General features: G+C 63.6%; 24 protein-coding genes. 9 read left to right on the forward strand and 15 right to left on the reverse strand.

Going from position 1 to position 23825, the window contains the following annotated elements:
* Positions 1 to 95: 95 nt before the first annotated feature.
* Genes DY468_RS09395 through cysG form a run of 4 tightly spaced genes read right to left on the reverse strand, consistent with a single transcriptional unit; the run spans position 96 to position 4005 of the window.
* The gene (locus tag DY468_RS09395; protein ID WP_164604550.1) at positions 96 to 605 is read right to left on the reverse strand and encodes a DUF934 domain-containing protein; all 510 of its coding nucleotides are present in this window, start codon (positions 603 to 605) and stop codon (positions 96 to 98) included.
* A complete protein-coding gene (locus tag DY468_RS09400; protein ID WP_164604551.1) occupies positions 592 to 2247 on the reverse strand; it encodes a nitrite/sulfite reductase in 1656 nt (551 codons plus the stop codon). Before DY468_RS09400 ends, DY468_RS09395 begins: the two co-directional genes overlap by 14 nt.
* 10 nt (positions 2248 to 2257) lie before the next feature.
* Complete coding sequence (locus tag DY468_RS09405; protein ID WP_164604552.1) at positions 2258 to 2572, reverse strand: DUF2849 domain-containing protein; 315 nt, start codon at positions 2570 to 2572, stop codon at positions 2258 to 2260.
* A complete protein-coding gene (cysG, locus tag DY468_RS09410; protein ID WP_164604553.1) occupies positions 2569 to 4005 on the reverse strand; it encodes a siroheme synthase CysG in 1437 nt (478 codons plus the stop codon). Before cysG ends, DY468_RS09405 begins: the two co-directional genes overlap by 4 nt.
* 413 nt (positions 4006 to 4418) lie before the next feature.
* Here cysG and DY468_RS09415 point away from each other — a divergent pair, with 413 nt between their 5' ends.
* Positions 4419 to 6593 (forward strand): malate synthase G, encoded by a 2175-nt coding sequence (locus DY468_RS09415; RefSeq protein WP_164604554.1) that lies wholly within the window; start codon positions 4419 to 4421, stop codon positions 6591 to 6593.
* A gap of 194 nt (positions 6594 to 6787) precedes the next feature.
* Positions 6788 to 6988, forward strand: a complete 201-nt coding sequence (locus DY468_RS09420; protein ID WP_164604555.1) for a CsbD family protein — start codon at positions 6788 to 6790, stop codon at positions 6986 to 6988.
* A 141-nt stretch (positions 6989 to 7129) separates the two neighbouring features.
* Here the strand turns inward: DY468_RS09420 and DY468_RS24610 are convergent, their stop codons facing one another.
* The 3 genes from DY468_RS24610 to DY468_RS09430 all read right to left on the reverse strand — a co-directional run bounded on the left by DY468_RS24610 (position 7130) and on the right by DY468_RS09430 (position 8998).
* Positions 7130 to 7291 (reverse strand): Thivi_2564 family membrane protein, encoded by a 162-nt coding sequence (locus DY468_RS24610; RefSeq protein WP_205512161.1) that lies wholly within the window; start codon positions 7289 to 7291, stop codon positions 7130 to 7132.
* A 304-nt stretch (positions 7292 to 7595) separates the two neighbouring features.
* Complete coding sequence (locus tag DY468_RS09425) at positions 7596 to 8258, reverse strand: DUF2865 domain-containing protein (protein WP_205512163.1); 663 nt, start codon at positions 8256 to 8258, stop codon at positions 7596 to 7598.
* A 26-nt stretch (positions 8259 to 8284) separates the two neighbouring features.
* Positions 8285 to 8998, reverse strand: a complete 714-nt coding sequence (locus DY468_RS09430) for a L,D-transpeptidase (RefSeq protein ID WP_164604591.1) — start codon at positions 8996 to 8998, stop codon at positions 8285 to 8287.
* A 258-nt stretch (positions 8999 to 9256) separates the two neighbouring features.
* Between DY468_RS09430 and DY468_RS09435 the strand changes: the two genes are divergently transcribed.
* Positions 9257 to 10357: an AI-2E family transporter gene (locus DY468_RS09435; protein WP_164604557.1), complete on the forward strand. Its 1101-nt coding sequence runs from the start codon at positions 9257 to 9259 to the stop codon at positions 10355 to 10357.
* Between the two features lie 187 nt (positions 10358 to 10544).
* On the opposite strand, the gene DY468_RS09440 is transcribed toward DY468_RS09435, so the two are convergent.
* Both DY468_RS09440 and DY468_RS09445 read right to left on the reverse strand, forming a co-directional pair.
* A complete protein-coding gene (locus DY468_RS09440; RefSeq protein WP_246700932.1) occupies positions 10545 to 11066 on the reverse strand; it encodes a hypothetical protein in 522 nt (173 codons plus the stop codon).
* 253 nt (positions 11067 to 11319) lie between these two features.
* The gene (locus DY468_RS09445; RefSeq protein ID WP_164604558.1) at positions 11320 to 12126 is read right to left on the reverse strand and encodes a response regulator; all 807 of its coding nucleotides are present in this window, start codon (positions 12124 to 12126) and stop codon (positions 11320 to 11322) included.
* 203 nt (positions 12127 to 12329) lie between these two features.
* On the opposite strand from DY468_RS09445, the gene DY468_RS09450 reads away from it, so the two are divergent.
* A complete protein-coding gene (locus DY468_RS09450; RefSeq protein ID WP_164604559.1) occupies positions 12330 to 12557 on the forward strand; it encodes a NepR family anti-sigma factor in 228 nt (75 codons plus the stop codon).
* A 3-nt stretch (positions 12558 to 12560) separates the two neighbouring features.
* Complete coding sequence (locus tag DY468_RS09455; protein WP_164604560.1) at positions 12561 to 13106, forward strand: sigma-70 family RNA polymerase sigma factor; 546 nt, start codon at positions 12561 to 12563, stop codon at positions 13104 to 13106.
* A 380-nt stretch (positions 13107 to 13486) separates the two neighbouring features.
* On the opposite strand, the gene DY468_RS09460 is transcribed toward DY468_RS09455, so the two are convergent.
* Positions 13487 to 15154 (reverse strand): CHASE domain-containing protein, encoded by a 1668-nt coding sequence (locus tag DY468_RS09460; RefSeq protein WP_164604561.1) that lies wholly within the window; start codon positions 15152 to 15154, stop codon positions 13487 to 13489.
* A gap of 248 nt (positions 15155 to 15402) precedes the next feature.
* The gene (gene ureG / locus DY468_RS09465; RefSeq protein WP_164604562.1) at positions 15403 to 16035 is read right to left on the reverse strand and encodes an urease accessory protein UreG; all 633 of its coding nucleotides are present in this window, start codon (positions 16033 to 16035) and stop codon (positions 15403 to 15405) included.
* A 348-nt stretch (positions 16036 to 16383) separates the two neighbouring features.
* Between ureG and DY468_RS24770 the strand changes: the two genes are divergently transcribed.
* Positions 16384 to 16731, forward strand: a complete 348-nt coding sequence (locus DY468_RS24770; protein WP_246700933.1) for a hypothetical protein — start codon at positions 16384 to 16386, stop codon at positions 16729 to 16731.
* 464 nt (positions 16732 to 17195) lie between these two features.
* A complete protein-coding gene (locus tag DY468_RS09475; RefSeq protein ID WP_011159765.1) occupies positions 17196 to 17480 on the forward strand; it encodes a hypothetical protein in 285 nt (94 codons plus the stop codon).
* 71 nt (positions 17481 to 17551) lie between these two features.
* On the opposite strand, the gene DY468_RS09480 is transcribed toward DY468_RS09475, so the two are convergent.
* The gene (locus DY468_RS09480; RefSeq protein WP_164604563.1) at positions 17552 to 19663 is read right to left on the reverse strand and encodes a molybdopterin-containing oxidoreductase family protein; all 2112 of its coding nucleotides are present in this window, start codon (positions 19661 to 19663) and stop codon (positions 17552 to 17554) included.
* Positions 19664 to 19802: 139 nt separating this feature from the next.
* Here DY468_RS09480 and DY468_RS09485 point away from each other — a divergent pair, with 139 nt between their 5' ends.
* Positions 19803 to 20126, forward strand: coding sequence for a hypothetical protein (locus DY468_RS09485; protein WP_164604564.1), 324 nt, complete (start codon positions 19803 to 19805; stop codon positions 20124 to 20126).
* 12 nt (positions 20127 to 20138) lie between these two features.
* Here the strand turns inward: DY468_RS09485 and DY468_RS09490 are convergent, their stop codons facing one another.
* Together DY468_RS09490 and aadR are read right to left on the reverse strand one after the other, a co-directional pair.
* Positions 20139 to 21377 carry a cyclic nucleotide-gated ion channel gene (locus tag DY468_RS09490; RefSeq protein WP_164604565.1) on the reverse strand — a complete coding sequence of 413 codons (1239 nt, stop codon included), beginning with the start codon at positions 21375 to 21377 and terminating at the stop codon, positions 20139 to 20141.
* A 49-nt stretch (positions 21378 to 21426) separates the two neighbouring features.
* The gene (gene aadR, locus DY468_RS09495; protein WP_164604566.1) at positions 21427 to 22146 is read right to left on the reverse strand and encodes a transcriptional activatory protein AadR; all 720 of its coding nucleotides are present in this window, start codon (positions 22144 to 22146) and stop codon (positions 21427 to 21429) included.
* 195 nt (positions 22147 to 22341) lie between these two features.
* Between aadR and DY468_RS09500 the strand changes: the two genes are divergently transcribed.
* Positions 22342 to 22659, forward strand: coding sequence for a c-type cytochrome (locus DY468_RS09500; protein WP_164604567.1), 318 nt, complete (start codon positions 22342 to 22344; stop codon positions 22657 to 22659).
* Here the strand turns inward: DY468_RS09500 and DY468_RS09505 are convergent.
* Positions 22619 to 23815 (reverse strand): ABC-type transport auxiliary lipoprotein family protein, encoded by a 1197-nt coding sequence (locus DY468_RS09505; protein ID WP_164604568.1) that lies wholly within the window; start codon positions 23813 to 23815, stop codon positions 22619 to 22621. The genes DY468_RS09500 and DY468_RS09505 overlap by 41 nt on opposite strands.
* Positions 23816 to 23825 lie beyond the last annotated feature (10 nt).

The raw sequence follows: 23825 nt of genomic DNA on the forward strand, positions 1-23825 counted from the left end.
TGCGAGCGAAGCGAAGCAATCCAGACGCCACGCGTGCGGCTTCTGGATTGCTTCGTCGCTACGCTCCTCGCAATGACGGCGTGGAGAACTGCGGCTTAACTGGCCGACGTCAGATGCCGCTGCCGCCGCAGCTGCAGCGCGCTGCGGTGACCGTCGCCGGTCGGCTGATAGAACTCGGTGTAGCGATGCGTCGCTTCGCGGAAGGCGTGTGCATCGGCTTCCTTCTTGACGTCGAGCGCGTCGAAGCCATTGCGGACCAGGAAGGTGAACTGGTCGCGCAGCACCTGCCCGGTGGCGCGCAGTTCGCCGCGATAACCATAGACCTCGCGCAGCCGCCGCGCCTGGCTGTGGGCGCGGCCGTCCTTGTAGGTCGGAAACACCAGCGCGATCAGCGCCAGCCGGTCGAGCCAGGGCTTCAGCTCGGCGACGTCACGGTTGTTCGGCCAGACCACGCCGAGCGGGCTGTTGCGCGCCACCAGCCGCTCGGGATCGGCCAGCAAGCGCGTAGCCGAGATCAGCACCGGACCGGCGGCCGGCAACTCTGCGTCGTCGGCGACGGCGACGAAATCGTCCGCCGCAATCTGTCCGTTCTTAACGAGTGGCATAGACCCGCTCCTTGAAGGGTTCGACGCCGAGCCGCTTGACCGCGTCGACGAACAATTCGTCCGGCCTCTGCCGCAGGCTGAGATAGGCCTCGACAATATCCTCGATCACATCGGCGACTTCGCCGTAAGGCACCGCCGGGCCGATCAGAACGCCGAGTTCGGCGCCCTCGTCGGCGCGGCCGCCGATGGTGATCTGATAAAACTCCTCGCCATTCTTCTCGACGCCGAGAATGCCGATGTGGCCGACGTGATGATGGCCGCAGGCGTTGATGCAGCCGGAGATGTTGATGTGCAGCCGCCCGATCAGTGCCGCGGTCTCGGGATTGGCGAAGCGGCGCGACAGTTCCTGGGCGATCGGGATCGACCGCGCATTCGCCAGCGAGCAGTAATCGAGACCAGGGCAAGCAATAATGTCACTGACCAAACCGACATTCGGCGTGGCGAGACCGAGCTTGTCGAGCGCGGCCCACAGCGCCGGCAGATCGCGCTTGGCGACGTGCGGCAGCACCAGATTCTGTTCGTGGCCGACGCGGATCTCGCCGAACGAGTATTTGTCGGCAAGGTCGGCGACCGCGTCCATCTGCTCGGCGGTCGCATCGCCCGGCGGTCCGCCCGCGGGCTTCAGCGACAACGTGACGATGGCATAGCCGTCCTGACGATGCGGCGCAACCGAGTTGCCGCGCCACGCTTCGAACCGCGCATCGCCGGCCGCGGCGCGCAGCTCGTCCGGTTCGGCCGGCAGCTTTTCATAGGCCGGATAGATGAAGCGCGAGCGGATGTCCTCGATCATCTCGTCGTCGAGCGTCAGCGGTCCGTCGGCAATCTCGGACCATGCCTGCTCGACCTCGGCGGCGAACTTCTCGATCCCGAGCTCGTGCACCAGGATCTTGATGCGCGCCTTGTAGATGTTGTCGCGGCGTCCGTACTGATTGTAGACGCGCAGGATCGCCTCGATGTAGCTGAGGATGTCGTGCCCCTTCACGAAGGACTTGATGGTCCTGCCAATGAATGGACTGCGGCCGAGCCCGCCGCCGACCAGCACTTCGAAGCCGGTTTCGCCGGCGTCGTTCCTGACCAGCTTCAGCCCGATGTCGTGGATCTTGATCGCGGCGCGGTCGTGATCGGACGCCGTGATGGCGAACTTGAACTTGCGCGGCAGGAACGAGAATTCCGGATGCAGCGCGGTGTGCTGGCGCAGGATTTCGGCCCAGACCCGCGGATCCTCGATCTCGCCCGGCGCGACGCCGGCCCACTGATCGGCGGTGACGTTGCGGGTGCAATTGCCGGAGGTCTGCATCGCGTGAATGCCGACCTCGGCGAGCTCAGCGAGCGCATCCGGCAGATCGGCGAGCGCGATCCAATTGAACTGGATGTTCTGGCGCGTCGTGAAATGACCGTAGCCGCGGTCGTAGGTCCGCGCGACATGAGCCAGCTTGCGAAGCTGCTCGGAGGACAGCGTCCCGTAAGGAATGGCGACGCGGAACATGTAGGCGTGGAGTTGCAGATACACGCCGTTCATCAGCCGCAGCGGCTTGAACTCGTCTTCGGTCAGCTCGCCGTTGAGACGGCGGCGCACCTGATCGCGGAATTCGTCGACGCGCTCGTGGACAATGGCGCGGTCGATCTCGTCGTAAGCATACATGGAACAGCCCTCAAGCCCGAACGGGCAGCGCGATGGTGACGCCGTCGCGGCGGATTTTTTCGCGCAGATTTCCGGGAGCGACGGCACCGTCAGCCCCGATCTCGACCGGCGCGATGTAGGCACCGACCGCGCCGACATCGTCGGCGGTCGCAGCGGCGAGCAGCGCGCGCGCCGGCTCGGCCTCGCGCACGATCGCAGCGTCGGCCAGATCGGTCGACCAGCCGTTCGTTGCGGTCCGGTAGATCACCACGCCGTCGGTGGTGCGATTTGCAGTCACCACCGAGGGGCCGGTGATCTTGATCTTCTGTTGCAGCGGGGACGTCATTCGGCGGCCATCTGATAGGTCGAAACGAGTTGCAGGAGTTGTTGCTGGCGCCACGGCGCCGAGTGGGTGACGACATCGCCGATCACCAGCAGCGCCGGGCCGCCCTCGACCTGCTCGACCAGTGCCGGCAGATCGTCGAGCACGCCCACCGCCGCCACGGCGTCCGGCCGCGTCACGCGCGCGAACACGCCGACCGGGGTATCGGCGGCGCGGCCCGCCGCGAGCAAGGCCTGACGAATCGTCGGCGCGGCGCTCATGCCCATGTAGACCACCACGGTCATCTTCTGGTCGGTCAGCGCCGACCAGTCGACCGTCTCGGCGTCCTTGGCCTTGTGCGCGGTGAGGAAGGTGATGCGCAGGGCTTCGTGGCGATAGGTCAGCGGCACTTCGAACTGCGACGCCGCGCCGAACGCCGCGCTGATGCCCGGCACAACCGCATAGGACACGCCGGCTTCGCGCAGCGCTTCGACTTCTTCGCCGCCGCGGCCGAACACGAATGCATCGCCGCCCTTGAGCCGCACCGCGCGCTGTCCGGCGCGCGCGGCTTCGATCAGCAGCGCATTGATCGCCTCCTGACCGATGCCCGACTGCCCGACGCGGCGGCCGACCGGGACACGCTTGGCGTCGCGGCGGATGCGATCGAGAACCTCCGGAGAAACCAGTTCGTCGTAGAACACCACATCGGCGTCCGATAGCGCCCGCAGCGCCTTCAGCGTCAGCAGATCGGGATCCCCCGGTCCGGCGCCCACCAAGGTGACATGGCCATTGGCACGGCGGCCGAGCGAATGCCGTGCGTAGTCGGTGGCATCGTCGATCTTCTTCAGTTCGGTCTCTGCATCCGTTAGCCGCCCGTCGAGCACCGCGCGGCCGATCGGGCCGTCGACGACGCGCTCCCAGAACCGGCGGCGCAGCGGGAATTCAGGGATTCGCGCCTTGATCGGCGTGCGCCAGCGGCCGATCAGCGCCGCCAGATCGCCGATCCGCGCCGGCAGCACGGTCTCGATCAACTCGCGCACGCGGCGCGCCACCACCGGCGACGTACCGCCGGTGCCGATCGCCACAACGACGTCGCTGCGATCGACGATCGCCGGAAAAATGAAGGTCGAATGCGACAGCTCGTCCATGACGTTGACCGGCACACCGAGCGCCCGGGCTTTTGCCGCGAGCGGAGCCGCGAGATCGCCGGCGCCCGCGCACAGCAGCGCAATCGCACCGGTGAGCTCGGCGTGCAGCGGCTCGCCGTCCGGAAACACCACCTGCGACCGCTCGGCCTCGGTCAGGCCGGCCAGATCGCGATCACCATCGGTCGCATACCAGCGGATCGAAGCGCCGGCGCCAAGCAGGAGCCGCAGCTTGGCCCGCGCCATCTCGCCCGCGCCCACCAGCACGACGGGCCCCGCCGCCAGATCCAGAAATACCGGAAGAAATCGCATGTTCGCTCCGTCGCCACACTTGGCCTGTTTAGAATTATTTTCTCCACGAACCCGACACAACCCATCGGGGAAGAAAATCATTCCGTTTCACTCGCGACCCACTGGAGAGAAATTCCGCCCCTCACAGCGGTGTTCCGGAGACTGTGGTTCTCGCGGACCGCCCCGCCGTGCTGGGTTAGCAAACGCCGTGCCGCAGATTTGACGATTCCTGACCACGCCAAGCGGCGGCTCGGACCATATGCCGGCCGGCGGATCACGACGCCTCTGGGGCATCGCTCGCTCAGGTGGGCGGTCGGGCCTTCTCTTTTGGCGGGCTTTGACGCTAAAAGGAGCACCCGGCGCCGCCCCGCGGCGATCGGTCATTTGACCCTGAAAAGGCGCCAGCGCGCCGTTTTCCCGCGAGACATCCAAAAATGAATCGTATTGACGCCCACGGACTGAAAATCGCGCCTGTGCTGTTCGACTTCATCGCCAAGGAGGCCGCGCCCAAAACCGGCGTCGCACCCGATGCGTTCTGGGCTGGGCTTGCCGCAATCGTCCGTGATCTGGCGCCGAAGACCCGCGCATTGCTGAAGACCCGCGACGATCTGCAGGCCAAGATCGACGCTTGGCACCTCGCCAACAAGGGCAAGAAGCAGGACATGGCGGCCTACACCGCTTTCCTGAAGGAGATCGGCTACCTGCTGCCGGAGCCGGCGACCGCCGCGGTCGAGACCGCCAATGTCGATGAAGAAATCGGCAAGCTGTGCGGCCCGCAGCTCGTGGTGCCGCTGTCGAATGCGCGCTACGCGCTGAACGCGGCGAATGCGCGCTGGGGCTCGCTGTACGACGCGTTCTACGGCACCGACGCGATCCCGCAGGAAGCCACCCAGGCCAAGGGCTACGACAAGGCGCGCGGCGACAAGGTGATCGCCAAGGCCAAGGCATTCCTCGACGGGGCAGCGCCGCTCGCCACCGGCAGCCACAGCGACGTCACCGGCTATAGCGTGATCGCCGGACAGTTCTCCGCCAAGCTGAAGGATGGCAACGCCACCGGCCTGAAGAAGCCGGCCCAGTTCGCCGGCTACAATGGCGACGCCGCCTCGCCGACCGCCGTGCTGCTGGTCAACAACGGCCTGCATGTCGAGATCAAAATCGACCGCTCGAACAACATCGGCAAGGACGATCCGGCCGGCGTGGCCGATCTGATCATCGAGTCCGCAGTCTCGACCATCCTCGACATGGAAGACTCGGTCGCGGCCGTCGACGCCGACGACAAGGTGCTGATCTATCGCAACACCCTCGGCCTGATGGACGGCACGCTGTCGGAAAGCTTCGAGAAGGGCGGCAAGACCGTCACCCGCGCGCTGAACGGCGACCGCACCTACACGGCTCCGGACGGCAAGCAGCTCACCCTGCACGGACGCAGCCTGCTTCTGATGCGCAACGTCGGCCATCACATGTGGACCGACGCCGTGCTCGACAGCGAAGGTCAGGAAATCCCTGAAGGCTTCCTGGACGCCGCCGTCTCCGGCCTGCTGGCGATCAACGACCTCAAGCACCTCGGCAAGACCCGCAACAGCCGCACCGGCTCGGTCTACATCGTCAAGCCGAAGATGCACGGCCCGGACGAAGTCGCCCTCACGGTCGAGCTGTTCGGCCGCGTCGAAAAGATGCTGGGCCTGACCGAAAACACCCTGAAGGTCGGCATCATGGACGAGGAGCGCCGCACAACGGTGAACCTCAAGGCCTGCATTCAGAATGCGAGCAAGCGGATCTGCTTCATCAACACCGGCTTCCTCGACCGCACCGGCGACGAGATCCACACTTCGATGGAAGCGGGCCCGATGATCCGCAAGAACGAGATGAAGGCGCAGCCCTGGATCAAGGCCTACGAGGACTGGAACGTCGACACCGGTCTGATCGACGGCCTGCCCGGCCATGCCCAGATCGGCAAGGGCATGTGGGCGGCCCCCGACAAGATGGCCGACATGATCGCCCAAAAGATCGGCCATCCGCAGGCCGGCGCCACCACCGCCTGGGTGCCGTCGCCGACCGCTGCAACGCTGCACGCTCTGCACTACCACCAGGTCGACGTGATCGCTCGCCAGCAGGAGCTCGCCAAGGGCGGCCCGCGCGCCAAGCTCGAAGACATCCTCACCATCCCGGTGTCGAATTCGAACTGGGCGCCGGACGATGTCCGCCAGGAGATCGACAACAACTGCCAGGGCATCCTCGGCTATGTGGTGCGCTGGATCGACCAGGGCGTCGGCTGCTCGAAGGTGCCGGACATCCACGACGTCGGCCTGATGGAAGACCGCGCCACGCTGCGCATCTCCAGCCAGCATCTCGCCAACTGGCTGCATCACGGCGTCGTCACCAAGGAGCAGGTGATGGATTCGCTGAAGCGGATGGCCGTGGTGGTCGACAAGCAGAACGAAGGCGATGCGCTGTACCGGCCGATGGCGCCGGACTTCGATGGCGTCGCGTTCGAAGCTGCCTGCGACCTGATCTTCAAGGGCCGCGCCCAGCCGAACGGCTACACCGAGTTCATCCTGCATGAACGCCGCCGTGAGGCCAAGGCGGCGCACCTGGAAACCGTGCGCTGAGCCAGCACAACCTTTGACTTCGCTGCCATCAGACCTCTCCCGAAAGGGAGGGGTCTTTTGCTTTGGTAGCTCATGACTGACGACGACCTTCGAGCGCGAAAGACGCCAATATCAAGCGACCGGTTGCCGCGGCGCAGACCGGAACGATCCTCCGACCTGTCCGTTGGACCGGCATCAAAACACTGGAGGACGAGATGGATTGGAATCGCGTTGAAGGTAACTGGAAGCAGTTCAAGGGCAACGTCAAAGAGAAGTGGGGCAAGCTCACCGACGACGATCTCAACGTCATCGAAGGCCGCCGTGACCAGCTCGAAGGCAAGCTGCAGGAACGCTACGGCTACGCTAAGGATCAGGTCCGCAAGGACGTCGACGACTGGTTCTCGAAACTGAAGTAATCGACCGCACAGGTCGACGTACAAAAGCCCCGGCTTCCGCCGGGGCTTTTTGATTTCAACGACATTTCAGAGTTCGAAACGACAACGACGATGGCCGCAGAAACGCAACGGCCGGGCAAAATGCCCGGCCGGAGCGGTGATTTAGAAGACCGCCAGATATTTCAGCAGCGACACGACGCCGATGATGATGACGATGATCCGTGCGATTTGTTTGGCACGACCATCCAACGGCAGCATGTTGATCAGGTACAGCACCAGAATGATGACGAGAAATGTAATCAGAATGCCAATCAGGACGCTCATTTTTGCTAGCTCCAACCCGCGATGATTCCACCTGGGTCAATCGCCGAGAAGCTGATCGGTTCCCGCCTCGGAACTGACGACGTCTCGTTGGCGGGAGCCACGTCGCGAAGGACGCAGGCAGAAGCCCGCGCTAAGTACGCCTTGCGCGGCCCTCTCGATCAGGCGGCATGGTTGGTTATGGTCGCTCGGCCGCAAAGGCACCTACCGAGTGGCGCAGGAGCATTTCAGGTGTTCCGGATCGCTCAACCGTCGCTATCACAGCGTCGATCGAGCGGCCGATTTTTCCATTGATGCGCGCGAACGCTCAGTCCCGCGCCAACACCGGGACATTGGAATCGCCGGCACGGACATGATCAACGCTTGACGCGGGTGCCAGGGCAATCTTGCCGTCACTGGCGGAGGCGTTACGAGCAGCGACCATCAGGCCGTCCTTTTCGGCGATGAGGTCACCCTTGCGCACAGTCGGATCGTCCCGGATCGGAATCTTGGCGAGCCCGAACTGGTCCTTGCCGTTGCAGGTGCAGCCAGCGACAATCTCGGTGCGGTACTTGAACGCGTTGGGCAATTCGGAATACGGCTTGCCGCTGGAGGTCCGGGCATTGTCGATCGACGAGCCATACACCACCTTGGTCTCGCTCGACGGACAGAAACTGTTGCACATTTCGGCCTTGCTCTCGCCGCCGGTTGCCGAGAGTGGGAAATAGCGACCATCGCAACTGCGGACGCAATACGCCTGACCGCCCCCCGAAGAATAGGTGCGCGCGCTCGAACGGGACGTCCTTTCGCGCGGCTGGGAAGCGTAGCCGTCATCGGCAAACGGCAAAGCCGGCATCCGCGGCTGATAGCGCGGCGCCTGAAAGCCACCGAACAGAGCCTGAAAGAAGTCCTGCGCATGCGCGGGGGACGCCACTGCGGCGCTGGCCAACACTAGGCCGACTGCGATCCGGCCTGAATTGAGCTTACGCATCACCTGTCTCCGGTCACTGTCTGGCATTAGTCGATCGACGAGACTGAAATGTTCATCGCCTGCCGGCCCGGCCGCGAATTCGCACGAGCCTCGATCGGATGCGCCCCAGACTTCGGCAGCACCACCACCCGGGTCCCGACGCCCACCCGGCTGAAGAGGTCCTCGACGTCTTCGTTCGTCAGCCGGATACAGCCGGACGAAACGAACTTCCCGATCGTCGAAGGATCGTTGGTGCCGTGGATGCGGTAGTCGGTCGAGCCGAGATACATCGCCCGCGCACCGAGCGGATTGCCTGGACCACCAGCCATAAACCGCGGCAGATAAGGCTGACGCGCGATCATTGCCGCCGGCGGGCGCCAATCCGGCCACTCCGCCTTACGGGTGACGGTCTGCACGCCGGACCAGGTGAAGCCTTCGCGCCCCACACCGACGCCGTAACGGATCGCACGACCGCCGCCGAGCACGTAGTACAAATAGGTGTTGCCGGTATCGATCACGACGGTGCCGGCCGGCTCCCTGGTCGGAAAGCTGACCACGGTGCGGCGGAGCCGGTCGGGAAGCTGCGCATCCTCGTCGCCCACCGTGGCGTCGTTGGCCTGATCCCTCGGCGCAACCAGCACTTCGTCACCAGTGGTGAAAGGGCCGGCTTCGGGGGCGGCCGCATAGCCGAGGGTTTGAGCCGATGCAACGCCGCCATAGAGCGCACTGGCGATCAGGACCGTGGCAGCACCGAGCAGCATCCGGCGCGCCGCACCCGACGGCGACCGATCCAAAGCCTTAGTATTCGAAAGAGCAGTCATGATCGCATCCCCGCCTGGTAATTGCGTCGTATCGACACGAGCTGCTAACAAACGTCGCCACGTACCAAACCGTTCCGTCGCGCTCGATGGAAGACGCCGCGGTCGGTCCGGGAACTTTCAGCGACATCACCCGTTTAAGGCGCAAGCCGTAGCGAGCGGCGACCACAGGTCCGTTCGATCTCGTCGCGGGGGTATGTTGTGCGCAGTCTTCCGGCCGAGCTTCCCGGCACACCGCTACCTGGCAGCCCCGACGATCGGCCACCGCTGATCAGACGAACCGAGGTCGTCGCTTTCGCCCTGGTGGCGTTGTTGGGAATCTTCCTGATCGGTCTGCTCTATGTCGGCAAGCCGTTCTTTCTTCCGATCGTCACCGCCTTCGTGGTCGGCACGATGCTGTCGCCGTTGGCGAGCTTCTTGGAACGCTGGCGAATTCCGCGCGGTGTCAGCGCCGTAATGATCGTACTCGCCGGCTTGGCCGGCGTCACTTTCATGATCGGATTGATCTCGGTGCCGTTGATCGAGTGGAGCAACAGACTCCCGGAGCTCGGCTCGGTACTGCGTGACAAACTCCACGTTCTCGATAAGCCGGTGGCGATGTGGAGGCAGGTTCAGTCGGCGCTGGGCGGGACCGACACTTTGCCGCCGGCCACGATGCAAATGCCCAAGATCGACTGGATGCAGCCGACGGTCCAGTTTCTCTCTCCCACCATCACCGAAATCATGTTGTTTCTGGTGACACTCGTATTGTTCGTCGCGAGCTGGCGCGGGCTTCGTCGCGCATTGGTTATGCTGTTCGCCGAACGCGAGGCCCGGCTTCGGACGCTGAGGATCCTGAACGAACTCGAGGACAGTCTCGGCTCCTATCTCATGACCGTGACGGTCATCAATCTGTGCTATGGCGCCGCCACCGGCTTGATCTGTGCGTGGGCCGGCATGCCGAACCCCGCCGGCCTGGGAGCGCTGGCGGCAACACTCAACTTCATCCCGATAATCGGCCCCTTCGTGATGTTCTTGATTCTGTGTGTTGTCGGAATCGTCAGCATGCCGACGCTCGGAGCTGGGCTGCTTGCTGCGCTCGGTTTCGCCTGCCTGACCTTCATCGAAGGGCATTTCATCACGCCAACCGTTATCGGCCGCCGCCTCTCCCTCAATGCGCTGGCGGTATTTATCGCGATCGCCTTCTGGAGCTGGCTGTGGGGCCCGATGGGAGCCTTCCTCGCGTCGCCGCTGCTGATCGTCGGTCTGGTGTTGAAGGACCATCTGGTACCGGACACCTCTCCGCAGCTTCCCGACAGCTAAGGCCGCTTCAACGCGGCTGACTTAGGCAAGAGCGCGCCGTCGCCCCCGGCACCGTGCGATCGACGGTCAAGGTGCACACAGCATCACGATCCGAACATGGCTTAGAACGAAAACATCCGCCCAGGAGGGCGGATGCCGGTCGGACAGCCGATCCAGACGATCGGCGACAATTCATCAAGCTAACGCGTCAGGCCACGCAACGGCCGGGCTGGAGCTGCTTGGCGACTTCGGTGAGAACGCTCACCACGGGCTCGCAAGCCACGATCGGCTTGGGCGCGAGCATCGGGCGTTTGGTATCTGGCAGACGCAGCGCGCCGCTGATCTGCTCCTCCGGAATTCGAACCAGCACCGACTGGCCGATCAAATTCACCGCAAACGTCTGTCCTGGCTGGGTCGCCAGCGGCGTGACAGCCCGGTCGGCTTTGCTCGAACGATTGACATCCTGGACCGCGGTCGCGATCGATGCCTGCCGAATGAGGTTGGCGCGGCCAAGGTCTTCGCCGACTGCCAGTTGCGCTACGCCGAGCGTCCCGGTGATAGCAAGGGCGCCCAAAATTCCCCGCACGATGTGTGACATGGTTATCTTGCCGCTTTGTTGTAGCAGGCGTTTTGCCGCTTTCCCTGTTACGGAGGCCGGCACAAGGTCTTCGACGGCGCCCGTACTGGTTAATCGCGCGAGGGGGGCTGCGGTTCGATAATGATCGATCAACTGAGTGTGTTAACGATTTTAACGTTTGCCGGGAACATTCCGATCCCAGCCGGGTTTGTCCCGCGCTGGTCGAGTCCCCTCCCCCGATTTCAAGACCGGCAAGACAGAGCGCCGCTGTGTGATGCCAGCGGCGCTCTGTCTGTTTTCGGGGAGCCTAAACTTCCAATCGGTTGGCGACATCCATCGGCCACAAAATGAAAGCGCCGCCCAGGCTCACCCCGGACGGCGCTGACTTTGTGCAACCCGCGAAGTGTCAGGATGCGACGGCGCTGGGCTTGCGATTGCGCGAATTGCGCTGGAAGAACAAGGCTTGGCTCGCGACCGCCGAGACCATCGCCGGCTGGAACGGCTTGGAGATCAGGAAGGCTGGCTCCGGCCGCTCGCCGGTAAGGAAGCGCTCAGGATAAGCGGTAATGAACACCACCGGCACTTCGAAGGTCCGCAACAATTCGTTAACCGCGTCGAGACCCGAGCTGCCGTCGGCGAGCTGAATATCGGCCAAAATCAGGCCGGGCTTCTTGGTCTTTGCCAGCGCGATCGCGTCGGCATGCGTGCGCGCGACGCCGATGACATTATGACCCAGCCCTTTGACCAGGCTCTCGATATCCATCGCGATGAAGGTCTCGTCCTCGATAATCAGGACGTCGGTGGCGATATCCTCGGCCATCTCGCGACCCGCGGTATCGACGAGCTGCCGGACCTCGACGACGTCGACCTGAAGCACGAATGCGACTTCCTCCTCCGAGAAGCCTTCCAGCGAAAGCAGCAAGAAGGCCTGCCGCGGCAGCGGCGTGATCGCCGACAGCCGGCGCTCGGTCGGCATCGGCAACGTCGTCACATCGGTATCGTCGTTCAACGCCACCGAATTCCAGATCTGTGTGAACAGACGAAACAGACCTGCCCGGGGGCCGTGTCGCTCGTCGAGAAGGGCGGGATCCTGAAGCAGCGCCTCCAGCATAGCGCCCACATAGGCGTCACCGGAGGCCTGGCTTCCGGTCAGGGCGCGCGCATAGCGGCGCAACAAGGGCAAATGCTCGGCAACAACCTGTGATCTCGACATCCCCACTCCATCAGTCATCTGGGCCGACGCCTGAGGCGGGCCTGTACCTTTGCGAGGTCAACTACGCCCGAGCCGAGCAAAAGTTCCATTGCCTGCGGGAACTTTCAAGCCGGGACCGCATTAGGCTCCGGTAAACGGCGGCAGATCAAGGAAAACCCTCGAAGTTCAGGGGACTTGACCATGGGGAACACATTGGATCAGTCATGCAAGAATTCAAGGCTCAAACCATGAAGAAGTCAGCTCCAGGCTCCAAGGGAGGTCTCAACGCGGAAATCCAGGCTCGGATCGGGCATCAACTGCGTGCGATGTACGACGACGTCGTTCGCCAGGGCGTCCCCGATCGGTTCGCAGAACTGATCAAGAAGCTGGATGATCCTCAGCAAGCGGCCGAAGCCGCGAGCGCCACGAGTACAACCGAGGGGAGGGACTAATTCATGCCTCTCACCGATAACCTTCGAGACGACATTCTCGCCGCCGTGCCGAGCCTGCGCGCGTTCGCGATCTCGCTGAGCGGCAATGCCGACCGCGCCGACGACCTGGTTCAGGAGACCCTGTTGCGCGCGCTAGCCAACATCGACTCGTTTCAACCGGGCTCCAACTTGCCGGCTTGGTTGTTCACGATTCTGCGCAATCTGTTCCGCTCGGACTATCGCAAGCGCCGCCGCGAAGTCGAGGATGCCGACGGCAGCTATGCCAAAACGCTGAAGTCGCAGCCGGGACAGACCGCTCACCTGGAGTTCGAGGAATTCCGGACGGCCCTGGACAAGCTCCCGCAAGATCAACGGGAAGCACTGATTTTGGTCGGCGCCTCGGGCTTCTCTTACGAAGATGCCGCCGCGATCTGCGGATGCGCGGTGGGCACGATCAAAAGCCGCGTCAACCGCGCCCGGTCCAAACTCAGCGCGCTGCTCTATGTCGAAGGCGCCGAGGACTTCGGCCCGGACGACACCGTGCGCGCGGTGATCGGCAGTAACGGCTAGAGCGCTTCATCGATTGATTGAAGCCGACTTGGCCCTTGCCAAGGGTCCAAGTCCTCATCCTGAGCAGCCCGGCATCGCCGGGCGTCTCTAAGGATGAGGAGCCGCATCGCCCACGCCTCCTCACCCATGAGGTTTTGCAAGCTGCGACCGTTAAGGAACGTGCAGTCCTGTTTCTGTCCGAAGCAGAACTGCTCCATCCGCTCCGATCGACCGGATGATCGATCGCAGATGAACGATGTCGTGCGAAAGGTTGCCACGGCCAATTCCACAAAAGCACGCGTGCGAGGACGACCCTGCAAAGGGCCCCCTCGCCCGCACAAGTCGAGGTCGCGTCAACCCGACGCTGGTCGCCGGTGGGACGCCCGAGTTTCTCTTCTGATTCAGCGCCTACGTGGCTTAGCGGCCGGCCGCACCGGAGCAGTGATCTGACCGGTGCGGTCGCGCTCGTTGACGTCGACGACCGTTTCCAGTGGCGCATTCAGCTCGTAGACGTAGCTGACATCGGTGAAGTAGCGCTTCGACGTGCCCCCGAGGGCTTCCGGCGCCACCCGATCGAGCAGGATGATCCCGAATTCACTGTCCGGACGTCGGGTGGCAGCGCTGGTGTTGAACTCCTCCCACCGGAAGTGGAAAGTCGCGTCCTTGTCCTCGCCAGCAACGGACCAGCTCGCCACCACCCGCGGATGCTTGCCGACAACGGCCAGCCCTTCGTCGGAGTGCGACGCCAGCTCGAAAAACAGCAGCGACAAGCTCTGCGCGGCACGAGCGCTGACCGCGATGTCCGGCCCATCGACCTCGATCCGGTCCGCATGCGGAATCGCGCGCCCCTCGAACAGTCCTTTCAGCATCACGCCCTGCCATTGGCTATCGCTGAGCAGGGACACCACGTTCGACATGGCATGAATCCGGCCGATCAACAGCTCTCGGGCTACGTCGACATCAGAGCCATGGCGCAAGGTTCGGGTCACGATCGACTGGATCACCGCCAGGATGTTCTTCACCCGATGGTTGAGCTCATCGATCACCGCCGTCAGACGCCGTTCGAAGCCGATCCGCATCTGGATCTCGCGCCGAAGCCGAATATTGCTGTAGCTCACGTACCCGAACAGACCGCCGACGATCAACGTCAGGGCCAACCCCGCAAGGCCGATCAGCACCGCCATTCTCTGCGCGCGGTCGTAGGGGTCGATCTTGGGATAATAGGCGAGCGACCAATCGCGGTTACCGAACGTCACCGTCCGTGTGATGATCGGCGCAGCACCGTCCGGAATCGCGCGCGTCGTCACCTCGCCGCTATCGTCGGCGACCAGCTCGTATCCGTCGCGGCTCGGATCCTTCAGCACGACCGAAAACAACGACAAATCGTCGTTGGTCAGCATCAGCGTGGCCAGATTGTAGGAAAAGGTGACGAAACCGACGGTGTCCGAACTATCGGCGTTCTTGACCGGGGCCGCCAGCACCACACCGATCGGACCATTGCCCGTCAACGGCACCGGATCGGAGACGAAGGGCTGACCTTCGGCCAGCGCCTGCGCGAATGTACGCCCGAGTACAGGATCGTGGTCCAGCATCCTGCCGGTGAGCGCCATCGTCTCGGGATTGCGAGGCTCGACGTCCATGACGACGTCCAGCGGGACCGCGTCGCTACTCGGCTGAAGAGGCCTGCCGTCAAATTCCCGAACGGTGGCATCCGGGAATCCTGCTTTGGCCAGCTCCGCCTCCGCCGCCGCGACTTCGTCAGGCCTCAGCCGCGCGACCCAGGTCGCGAGGACGAAATCGGTCTTGAAGGTGTAGATCGAGGAACGCAGCGGCTGCAGCATGTCGGCCTTGATCACCGACGGCTTGCGGAACAGTCCGGACGCGACACGGCCGAGCAGCTCTCGCTCGGTGAGCCGATCCTGAACCTGACTGGCGTGAACGTCGATGGCCCGACCGAGAGCGATCCGCTGGATCGCCGCTTCCTGTTCGTAAACCCGGGATGCGGAAAAGCCCGACAGCGCCACCCCGATAACAGCGATCAAGCCGATGATAAAGCCAAGCCTAACCACGCTCTTACTCGTTGTCCCAGGCGGAGCGCCCCGCCTCTGATATTCAAGGTATCGATGCCCTCCACCATGCAGAGACATCGACGGCAACGCAACCGAATGATCCCTGAGGAGTGCGCGTCGGTGCTTCTTTTCAAGAGCGGTTCAACACAGCCGCCCCAAGTCCGGTTCCGATGCCGCCGATCACAAACGCGATACACCGGCACCCGAACGCCTGGCTGTGGACTGAGCCTTCGCCGACCGCGGCAGCTTCAAGCCGAATTGCCCCGCGGGATCAGGCCGCCCTTCTCCTCGATGAAGCTGATGATGCGGTCCAGCCCTTCGCTTTTCTTCAAATTGGTCATCACGAACGGCCGCGCACCACGCATCCTCCGGGTGTCGGCATCCATCTTGTCGAGCGAGGCGCCGACGTAGGGAGCCAGATCGATCTTGTTGATCACCAGCAAGTCGGACCGCGTGATACCGGGTCCTCCCTTCGAAGGGATCTTGTCGCCGGCGGCAACGTCGATCACGTAGATGGTGATGTCGGCGAGTTCCGGAGAAAATGTCGCAGCCAGATTGTCGCCACCGGATTCGATCAGCACGAGGTCGAGGCCAGGAAACTTGCCGCGCATCTCGGCGACGGCGGCGAGATTCATCGACGCATCCTCTCGAATAGCCGTATGCGGACAGCCGCCGGTCTCCACTCCGGCGATCCGATCCGGCGTCAGCGACCCGGAGCGCACCAGGAATTCGGCGTCCCACCTTGTATAGATGTCGTTGGTGATCGCGGCGATGTCGTAGCGCTCGCGCATCGACTTGCAGAGCAGATCCATCAGCGCGGTTTTGCCGGAGCCAACCGGACCGCCGATACCGACGCGAAGGGGGCCGTGATGATCAGACATGTTGGATTTCCGCTGAGACCTCGGTGCGAGCGGCCCCGAAGGCCGTTCGAACGCTCAGAATGCACCGCCATGCGACTAAGAACGATGCTGCGTGATATTGCAAGCCGGCAACAGCCGAGATAGGCAGCGCACATCTCGGTGGTCTTGGCCGCGGCGTGGCGGATTGCGCGATACGCGAGGAATGAAGATCGCTGTTCGCCATGCCTCCTCTCAATGTTGGAAACCGGCTACCGAGTACCGCACACGACCGCAACCGGGCGCGTGCCTTATCCACTACTGCAGTTCTGGCAGGGCGCATTTCAATTGACGCACCAGATCAGCACTTCAATGATGCCCGCTGGGGATAGAATGACGTCATCGCAATTGCCGGACAACGGAATCCCGAAGCGAACCGGTAGCAGTCCTGAGCGGCAAGCCGCTGCAGAGCTGGTTGGCGATGCCGCTCCGCATCCGGCGGTCGCTGAAACCTCCGACGATCACGACCAGCAGACAGCCGCTGCGGCGCTGCGCTCTGACGATCCCGCAAACGAGCAGAACGCGGCCAAAGCCCTCGACGAGCGCGACGAAATCGCAAAACGCATTGCAGCCTTCCGAAATCTGCAGATCAGGCTGAAGCAGGAGCGTGAGGAATATTACGAGCGCACCTTGGCTCGCGCCCGCGCCGAACTCGCGCCTGACGCGAAACCGCGCCGCTAAGCAATCTCGATTCGCACCTCGCTGCACCCGACTATCCGGCCGAAGAGTCCCGGCTACACCTTTGGTCGAGCGATCACGTCGCCGTCGACGCACTAAGCGCAGCAGCGCTCAGACCTCGTCGTTCGCGACAAATCGTCTCCATCAGCAGCATGTTTGCGGGAAATACACGGCGAACGGCCGTCAATTCGCACTCTTCGGTGGCAGGTTTCCACTTTGCGAGAAAACGCGGCAGCCAGCACAGCCGGCGCTGATTTGCAGTCGTTTGAGGCGGATCAACGGTGGCGAATTCGACGAAACGACCATTGTCACTACGCGACGAGTACCTATTTCCGCCGGATCGGCAACTACACAACCTTAAACTAACGCTAACCGAAGCCGCTTCGATCAGTTCGAAATTCTCAAATTCTGAATTGTCGGCACGAATTGAGTGTAGTAGAAGGGCGCTTCACTAAAGGAGCCTACGCGTGGCAAAGAAAGCGAAAGCAAAGACTGCGAAGACCGCAGCGAAGTCGAAGAAGGCCAAGAAGGTCGTGACCAAGGCCGCGGCGAAGACCGCTACCAAGGCCAAGGCCGCCAAGAAGGGCAAGATCACTCGCCGCGAATACACCAAGGAAGACATCAAGGAGCTGAAGGCGCATTCGAAGGCGCGCACTCCGGTGGCGGAAATCGCCCGTCTGACCAATCGGACCGTTGGCTCGCTGCGTCAGAAGGCGCTGAAGCTCGGTATCGGCCTCGGCCACCAGCGCTGAGCCCGAACGCGCAGCTCGCGAAGCGACTACGACAGCCGATTGCCGGCCAGGGTCGAATCCATCCGGCCCTATCAGTCGCGCTTCGCGAGCGGCGCTGCAGCCTTTTTGACCCAGACTTTATTATCGTGGAACGCCGCACCGCCGTGCGGCGCGATTGCTTCTGCGCTGGTCAGGACGTTGATTCCGCGTCCACCACGATGAGTCCGGTTCGGAAACACTGATTCGGCGACCAAAACGCCGCGCCGCAGTCCGCCGTTCAACCGGACCGTGAGCAACGTTTCCCCCCGGGTATTCCCCAGCATCACGAGTTCGCCGTCCCCGGCACCGATTTCGACCGCGTCGGACGGATGCATCATGACGGTCGGCTCCCCCTCGCGCGCTTGCGACGAGGGCGTCTCATTGAAGGTGGAGTTGAGGAAGCTGCGGGCCGGGCTGGTCGCGAGCCGGAACGGATGCTCCGCGTCGGCTTCTTCGGTCACCGCCCAGTGGTCCGGCAGGCTCGGCATCGCCTGCCACGGCCCGAGCTTCAGCTTGCGTGCCAGGTTGACGTTGCTCCAGTCCGCCCGGAAATGAAACTTGCCGTCCGGATGCCCGAAGCCGTCGAGAAAGTGCGACGTGCGGAAATCTGGCTGCAGATCGCGCCAGAGATCGGCCTCGAGCTGCTCGATATCACCGTAGCCACTGCTTTTCAGCGTCGTATCGACGACTTCGCGCGGTGTCATGGCAAATGCCGGATGCTCGACGCCGAGCCGCTGCGCCAGCCCCTGTAGCACCTCGTGATTGGAGCGGCACTCACCCGGCGGGTCGATCAGCCGCGCGCCGACCGAGATGTGCTGATGACCGCCGCCGTAGTACAGATCATCGTGCTCCAGGAACATCGTCGCCGGCAGTACGATGTCGGCCATCAGCGCGGTCTCGGTCATGAACTGTTCGTGCACCGCAACGAACAAGTCTTCGCGCGCAAAGCCGGCGCGTACCAGCTCCTGCTCCGGCGCCACGGTCATCGGGTTGGTGTTCTGGATCAGCATCGCTTTGACCGGCGCGCCGCCGGCCAGCGCCTCGGCGTCGCCGGTGAGGATCCGGCCGATCTGCGACTGATCCAGTATCCGCGTCGCCGGATCGAGCTGATCCAACCCTTCGATCAAGGATTTGTCGAAGCCGAAGATCGCGCCGTTGTTAAAGAATGCGCCGCCGCCTTCGTGCTGCCAGGCACCGGTCACGGCCGGAATACACAGTGCGGCATGCATCTGGGCCGCGCCGTTGCGGCTGCGGGTGAAGCCGTAGCCGAGCCGGAAGAAACTGCGCTTGGTGCCGCCGACCGCGTGCGCGAACGCTTCGATCTCCGCCTCCGGCACACCGCAGATTGCCGAGGCCCAGGCCGGAGTCCTGGTCGCGAGATGCGCTTCCAGCGCCTCGGGACAATCGGTGTAGCGCGCCATATAGGCGCGGTCCGCGAGACCATCGCGAAACAGAACATGCATCACGCCGCAGGCGAAAGCACCGTCGGTGCCCGGCCGCAGGATGATCCGGATGTCGGCCTGCTGCATCGTTTCGTTGTCGTAGATATCGACGACGGCGATCTTGGCTCCGCGGTCTTTGCGGGCACGCGCCGCATGGGTCATCACGTTGACCTGGGTCGAGACCGGATTGGTACCCCAGATGACAATCAGATCCGACTTCGCCATTTCGCGCGGATCGACACCGGCGACCTTACCGGCACCCGCCGCATAGCCCGCCCAGGCGATGTTCGCGCAGATCGTCGAATAGAACCGCGAGTATTTCTTGACGTTGGCGAGGCGGTTGATGCCGTCGCGCATCACCAGCCCCATGGTGCCGGCATAGTAATATGGCCAAACCGACTCCGCGCCGAACTCGGCTTCGGCGGCCTGAAACCGCGCAACGATCTCGTCCAGGGCATCGTCCCAGGAAATACGCGCAAACTGCCCGGAGCCTTTCGGGCCGGTCCGACGCATCGGATAGATCAGTCGGTCGGGATGGTGGATGCGCTCGGCGTAGCGAGCAACTTTGGCGCAGACAACGCCGGCCGTGTAGGTCTGCCGCTTCGAGCCGCGCAGCCGACCGACGGTCGCGCCGTCGATCACTTCGACGTCGAGCGCACAGGCCGACGGACAATCATGCGGACAGGTGGAGTGGCGGATATCGATCGCGGCACGCTGGTTCATATGCGAACCGTTATCATGAGTTTTCGCGACTGAGAACGGTAGCGGACCATTGCTCCGCAAAGCTTCCGTCCGCACCCGGCGCGCTGCAACTTTTCAGGGGTCTGTTCGTTAAGCCGGCTCAACAAGGACGACGCGCAATATGCAACCGGCACAAAACATCGATTTCAACCGTTTGGCGCAGGAAATGGCCGCATGGCGGGCGGTGCCGGCGGGCGATCGTGCTCCCGCGCCCGGCTGGTGGTGGGGCCCCGCAATGGCGTTGCGCCATGCCAAGCAGACACTGTCGGCTGAGGATTGCCGCAAGTTCGGCCTTCCGCCCGGTGCATCGTTCGCCGACGCCGGCAACAAGGTGATGGCGTTTCTGGCAGCGCAGCGGTCGCTGGCGCGGCCGGGCGAATTTCCGAAGAAGCGTCACCGTGATGGCGGAACGCGGTACGCGTCGTTCGCGATGGCGGCCGAGTAAGTCCTGCCGCAGTCAGGCGCGCTCTCCGAGCGTCACCTCCGCCTGTCCCTCGAGATCGGCGATCTCGAGGTTGAGGTTACGGCCGGTGCGGCCTTCGACGATCTCATTGATCTTGCGCGCGATACTCGGCTCGCGTGCAATCAGCGCGCGCAAGTCTGCGCCATCCAGCACCAGCAGCCGCGTGCGCGACACTGCCTTGACGGTCGCCGAGCGCTCCACTCGATTCAAAACGGCGATTTCGCCGAAGAAGTGCCCGGTGCCGAGCCTGATCCTGCGGCCTTTCTCCTCCGGGCCCAATTCGATTTCGATCTCCCCCTCGGCAATGAAATACATCGCGGTGGCGGGCTCGCCCCGACGGAAAACGACTTCGCCGCGATCGATCTGGCGCGCCTGAAGAAGCTGCATGATATGGGCGATGTCGCCGGCGGTGAGGTGAGAAAACAGCGGGACCCGCGCCACCATGCTCCAGTTGACGATGAAATCACGCCGGTGGATCACCTCGGAGAACGCATTGGCGACGATACCGACCGGCAACGCGATCATGATCAGGCCGCAGATGATGGTGGCCGACGCGATCATCCTGCCCACGCCGGTCGCCGGCACGACATCGCCGTAGCCGATCGTGCTGAGCGTCACGATCGCCCACCACATCGCATCCGGAATGGTGCCGAACTTCTCCGGCTGAACGTTGCCTTCGGCGATGTGCATTGCGGTCGCCGAGACCAGGGTCGCACAGGCGAGAATAACCAGACAGGCCATCAGCGCCCGTCGCTCGCTTTCCAGCACCTCCAGCAATGACCGCATCCCCGACGAGTACCGCGCGAATTTCAGCACACGCAGGACGCGCAGGATGATCAGCACGCGCAGATCGTCGAACCCGAGCATCGCCACCCACAGCGGCATCACCGCCAGGCAATCGACGATGCCCTGCGGGCTCAGCATGTAGGCGAGCCCGGCACGCAGCGGACTCATGTGGCGATAGGGAAGATGCTCCGGAGCGATCCAAATCCGGATGTAGTATTCGATCGAGAACACCACCAAGCAGAGCAGCTCGATGGCCCGGAACACCAGCGCGTAGCCTTCGCGCATCGCCGGCACCGACTCCGTCACGGTGACCGCGACGCTGAGCACGATGAAGAACACGATAACGCGATTGACCGCCACGCCCATGCGCGAGGTCTGCGCCTGGGAATCCAGGATTTCGTAGCAGGAGTGCCTGACTGCGAGATAGGCCGGCGGTTCGTCGCGCATTGGCGCCTCGGGTGGGATCCCGACGGGCGCGCGACGACGGTTCAACGGTTCAGGCCGCGGCGAGCGCGTCGAAGCGTTTCGGGTCCAGCACGCGCACGCCGTCCGGGACGATCACGATCAGTTTTTCCCGTTCGAGCTTGGTGAAGGTGCGGCTTACGGTCTCGATGGTCAAGCCGAGGAAATCGGCGATGTCCTGTCGGCCCATCGGCAGGCTGACGGTCTTGGTGACGCCCTCGAGGCGCGCGAGCCGCTCCCGCCAACCGACCAGGAAGGCGGCGACCTTTTCCTCTGCCGAGCGCCGACCGAGCAGCAGCATCTGATCCTGCGCGAGGCTGAGTTCGCGGGTCGCGAACTCGTTCATGCGGAGCAGCATCTGCGGGCGATTTTCGATGAAGCGCAGGAACGGTCCGCGGAAGAACTTGCAGACGGTGACGCCGCCGATGGAATCTGCCGAAAACGAGTAACGGTTACCGGGCGCCATGCCGAGGAAATCGCCCGGAAGCGCAAAACCGATGATCTGGCGACGACCGTCGGGGAGCAGTTTGTACAGGCGGGCAATGCCTTCGACCAAGCTGTAGACCGAATCGGCGACCTCGTCCTCGGAGAACAGCGCCTCTTTCGGCCCATAGCGGACGTGCTGGGCGAGACGCTCGAATTCCTCGTGCTCGGCCGGGGCGAGTTCGCCGCAAATGGCCAACCCGCGCACCGCGCAATGCGTCTCACACCGAAATCCCTCGCAGGTCGTGGTCGGGTAAGCGAGATGCGGCATCCATCACTCCATGCGGTCGCCAGAACGAACCAATCCTGGCGCGCATCGCCGTCGACTGACCGCCCCGTTGCGCCAGAAAATCTAATATGTCGGCAAATCGTCAAGCGAGCTTGACACAGATCAAGGTCATGCCACGCCCCACATGCATCGTGCAAGTTGTTGTTGGCTGACCTACTCTACCGACCGGACGGCTTGATGCGACGTCTTTTCGCCGGTACGGCGATCCTCTTGATGCTGGCGGGCCAAACGTCTGCGGCAACCCCGTCGGAAAGGCGGGGCCTCGGCTTTGCGAAAGCCCATTGCGCGCGCTGCCATGCAATCGGGCGCTCGGGCAAAAGCCGGCTCGAACAGGCGCCGCCATTCCGCACTCTGCACAAGCGGTATCCGGTTGAAACGCTGGCCGAAGCGTTCGCCGAGGGGATCTATACCGGTCATCCACGAATGCCGGAGTTCGAACTCGATCCCGCTCAGATCAACGACCTTTTGTCATACCTGAAGACTTTGGAGCGCTAGGCGGCCGACTGGTCTGCGGCGCCGGATCGGCCTCGGCATGGCCGGACGCGAGCGCCTGCGCGGCCCACGGCACCAGCTCCTTGGCGATGGTATCGAACGATTTGTCGAACGCGGTGACGGCGGCAGCCGGCTCCGGCTTGTCGAGCGGCGTTGCCTGCTGAAACAGCTTGGCCGCGACCAGCTTGCCGTCCTTGTCGATGATCTTGGCGCTGAACGCGATCTCAGCACGAAGCGCATCCGCCTCGCCGATCACCTGAAAACTCCTGATATCGGTCAGCAGCTGGTAGTCCGGCTGCACGGCGTCGTTGGGGCGCATCGGCGCGTGGGCGATGTCGTAGTTTTCGAAGCTCTGGATCAGCTTTTCCTGCAGCATCTTCGGAAGGCTGTCGCTCCACTGCGCGCCGGCAAAGGCCGGAACGTCCAGACCGGGCGCCAGCAGCATCTTCTGGCTGTCGAACAGCACCACCGTATTGGATTCCGGAATGGTAAGCTGCGCCTTGAGCGGCGGCGATGGCGGCGGGAAGCCGCTCGCAGCCGACAGGTCGTACACCACCTTCTTGACCACCGGCTCGTTGGCGCCGGTCATCCGTTCGACGCCGCCGAGGATGCCGTCGAGCTTGCCGGTCTTGCTCGACAGCCACTCCGAGAACGTCTTGAGATTCGCAATCGTGTCCTTCAGCGGCCCGGCATTGTCGCCGAGCACGGTATCGACCTTGCGCAGCGCCTCGCGGGCGGCCTGCGTCATGCTCATCCCGGCGCCCGGCTCCGCGATCAGCGTGGTGGCGATCGCCGATCCGGTGAGCTGCTTGCCGCCCTCAAGAGCGACCACCGGCACGCCGGTCAGTCCCTGGAAATCCAAGCCGACCTTGGTGTCCGGCCGGACCGGCGTCGCCGGCGCCACCGCGATCGTCACGTCGACCCGCCGCGGATCATCCGGCGCGAGCCCCAGCGCCGTGACCTCGCCGACGCGGATGCCGTTGAACAGCACCGCGGCGCCGACCAGCAGCCCCGGCACGGGGTCGCGAAATTGGACGTGGTAGCTGGTGCGCGCGCCGACGCCCGAGGTGTTGTGCAGCCAGAACACGAAGCCGAACACCGCGAAGATCGCCGCGAGCACGAACGCACCGACGATCACGAAAGGAGCACGAGTTTCCATGGGCGTGGCG

The sequence above is a fragment of the Rhodopseudomonas sp. BR0M22 genome (assembly GCF_010907035.1).
Classification (GTDB): Bacteria; Pseudomonadota; Alphaproteobacteria; order Rhizobiales; family Xanthobacteraceae; genus Rhodopseudomonas.

Excerpts from the sequence above, each read along its gene's own strand:
- DY468_RS09395 (WP_164604550.1), bottom strand. The coding sequence starts at position 605 with ATGCCACTCGTTAAGAACGGACAGATTGCGGCGGACGATTTCGTCGCC.
- DY468_RS09400 (WP_164604551.1), bottom strand. The coding sequence starts at position 2,247 with ATGTATGCTTACGACGAGATCGACCGCGCCATTGTCCACGAGCGCGTC.
- DY468_RS09405 (WP_164604552.1), bottom strand. The coding sequence starts at position 2,572 with ATGACGTCCCCGCTGCAACAGAAGATCAAGATCACCGGCCCCTCGGTG.
- cysG (WP_164604553.1), bottom strand. The coding sequence starts at position 4,005 with ATGCGATTTCTTCCGGTATTTCTGGATCTGGCGGCGGGGCCCGTCGTG.
- DY468_RS09415 (WP_164604554.1), top strand. The coding sequence starts at position 4,419 with ATGAATCGTATTGACGCCCACGGACTGAAAATCGCGCCTGTGCTGTTC.
- DY468_RS09420 (WP_164604555.1), top strand. The coding sequence starts at position 6,788 with ATGGATTGGAATCGCGTTGAAGGTAACTGGAAGCAGTTCAAGGGCAAC.
- DY468_RS24610 (WP_205512161.1), bottom strand. The coding sequence starts at position 7,291 with ATGAGCGTCCTGATTGGCATTCTGATTACATTTCTCGTCATCATTCTG.
- DY468_RS09425 (WP_205512163.1), bottom strand. The coding sequence starts at position 8,258 with ATGCGTAAGCTCAATTCAGGCCGGATCGCAGTCGGCCTAGTGTTGGCC.
- DY468_RS09430 (WP_164604591.1), bottom strand. The coding sequence starts at position 8,998 with ATGCTGCTCGGTGCTGCCACGGTCCTGATCGCCAGTGCGCTCTATGGC.
- DY468_RS09445 (WP_164604558.1), bottom strand. The coding sequence starts at position 12,126 with ATGTCGAGATCACAGGTTGTTGCCGAGCATTTGCCCTTGTTGCGCCGC.
- DY468_RS09450 (WP_164604559.1), top strand. The coding sequence starts at position 12,330 with ATGCAAGAATTCAAGGCTCAAACCATGAAGAAGTCAGCTCCAGGCTCC.
- DY468_RS09455 (WP_164604560.1), top strand. The coding sequence starts at position 12,561 with ATGCCTCTCACCGATAACCTTCGAGACGACATTCTCGCCGCCGTGCCG.
- ureG (WP_164604562.1), bottom strand. The coding sequence starts at position 16,035 with ATGTCTGATCATCACGGCCCCCTTCGCGTCGGTATCGGCGGTCCGGTT.
- DY468_RS24770 (WP_246700933.1), top strand. The coding sequence starts at position 16,384 with ATGACGTCATCGCAATTGCCGGACAACGGAATCCCGAAGCGAACCGGT.
- DY468_RS09480 (WP_164604563.1), bottom strand. The coding sequence starts at position 19,663 with ATGAACCAGCGTGCCGCGATCGATATCCGCCACTCCACCTGTCCGCAT.
- DY468_RS09485 (WP_164604564.1), top strand. The coding sequence starts at position 19,803 with ATGCAACCGGCACAAAACATCGATTTCAACCGTTTGGCGCAGGAAATG.
- DY468_RS09490 (WP_164604565.1), bottom strand. The coding sequence starts at position 21,377 with ATGCGCGACGAACCGCCGGCCTATCTCGCAGTCAGGCACTCCTGCTAC.
- aadR (WP_164604566.1), bottom strand. The coding sequence starts at position 22,146 with ATGCCGCATCTCGCTTACCCGACCACGACCTGCGAGGGATTTCGGTGT.
- DY468_RS09500 (WP_164604567.1), top strand. The coding sequence starts at position 22,342 with ATGCGACGTCTTTTCGCCGGTACGGCGATCCTCTTGATGCTGGCGGGC.
- DY468_RS09505 (WP_164604568.1), bottom strand. The coding sequence starts at position 23,815 with ATGGAAACTCGTGCTCCTTTCGTGATCGTCGGTGCGTTCGTGCTCGCG.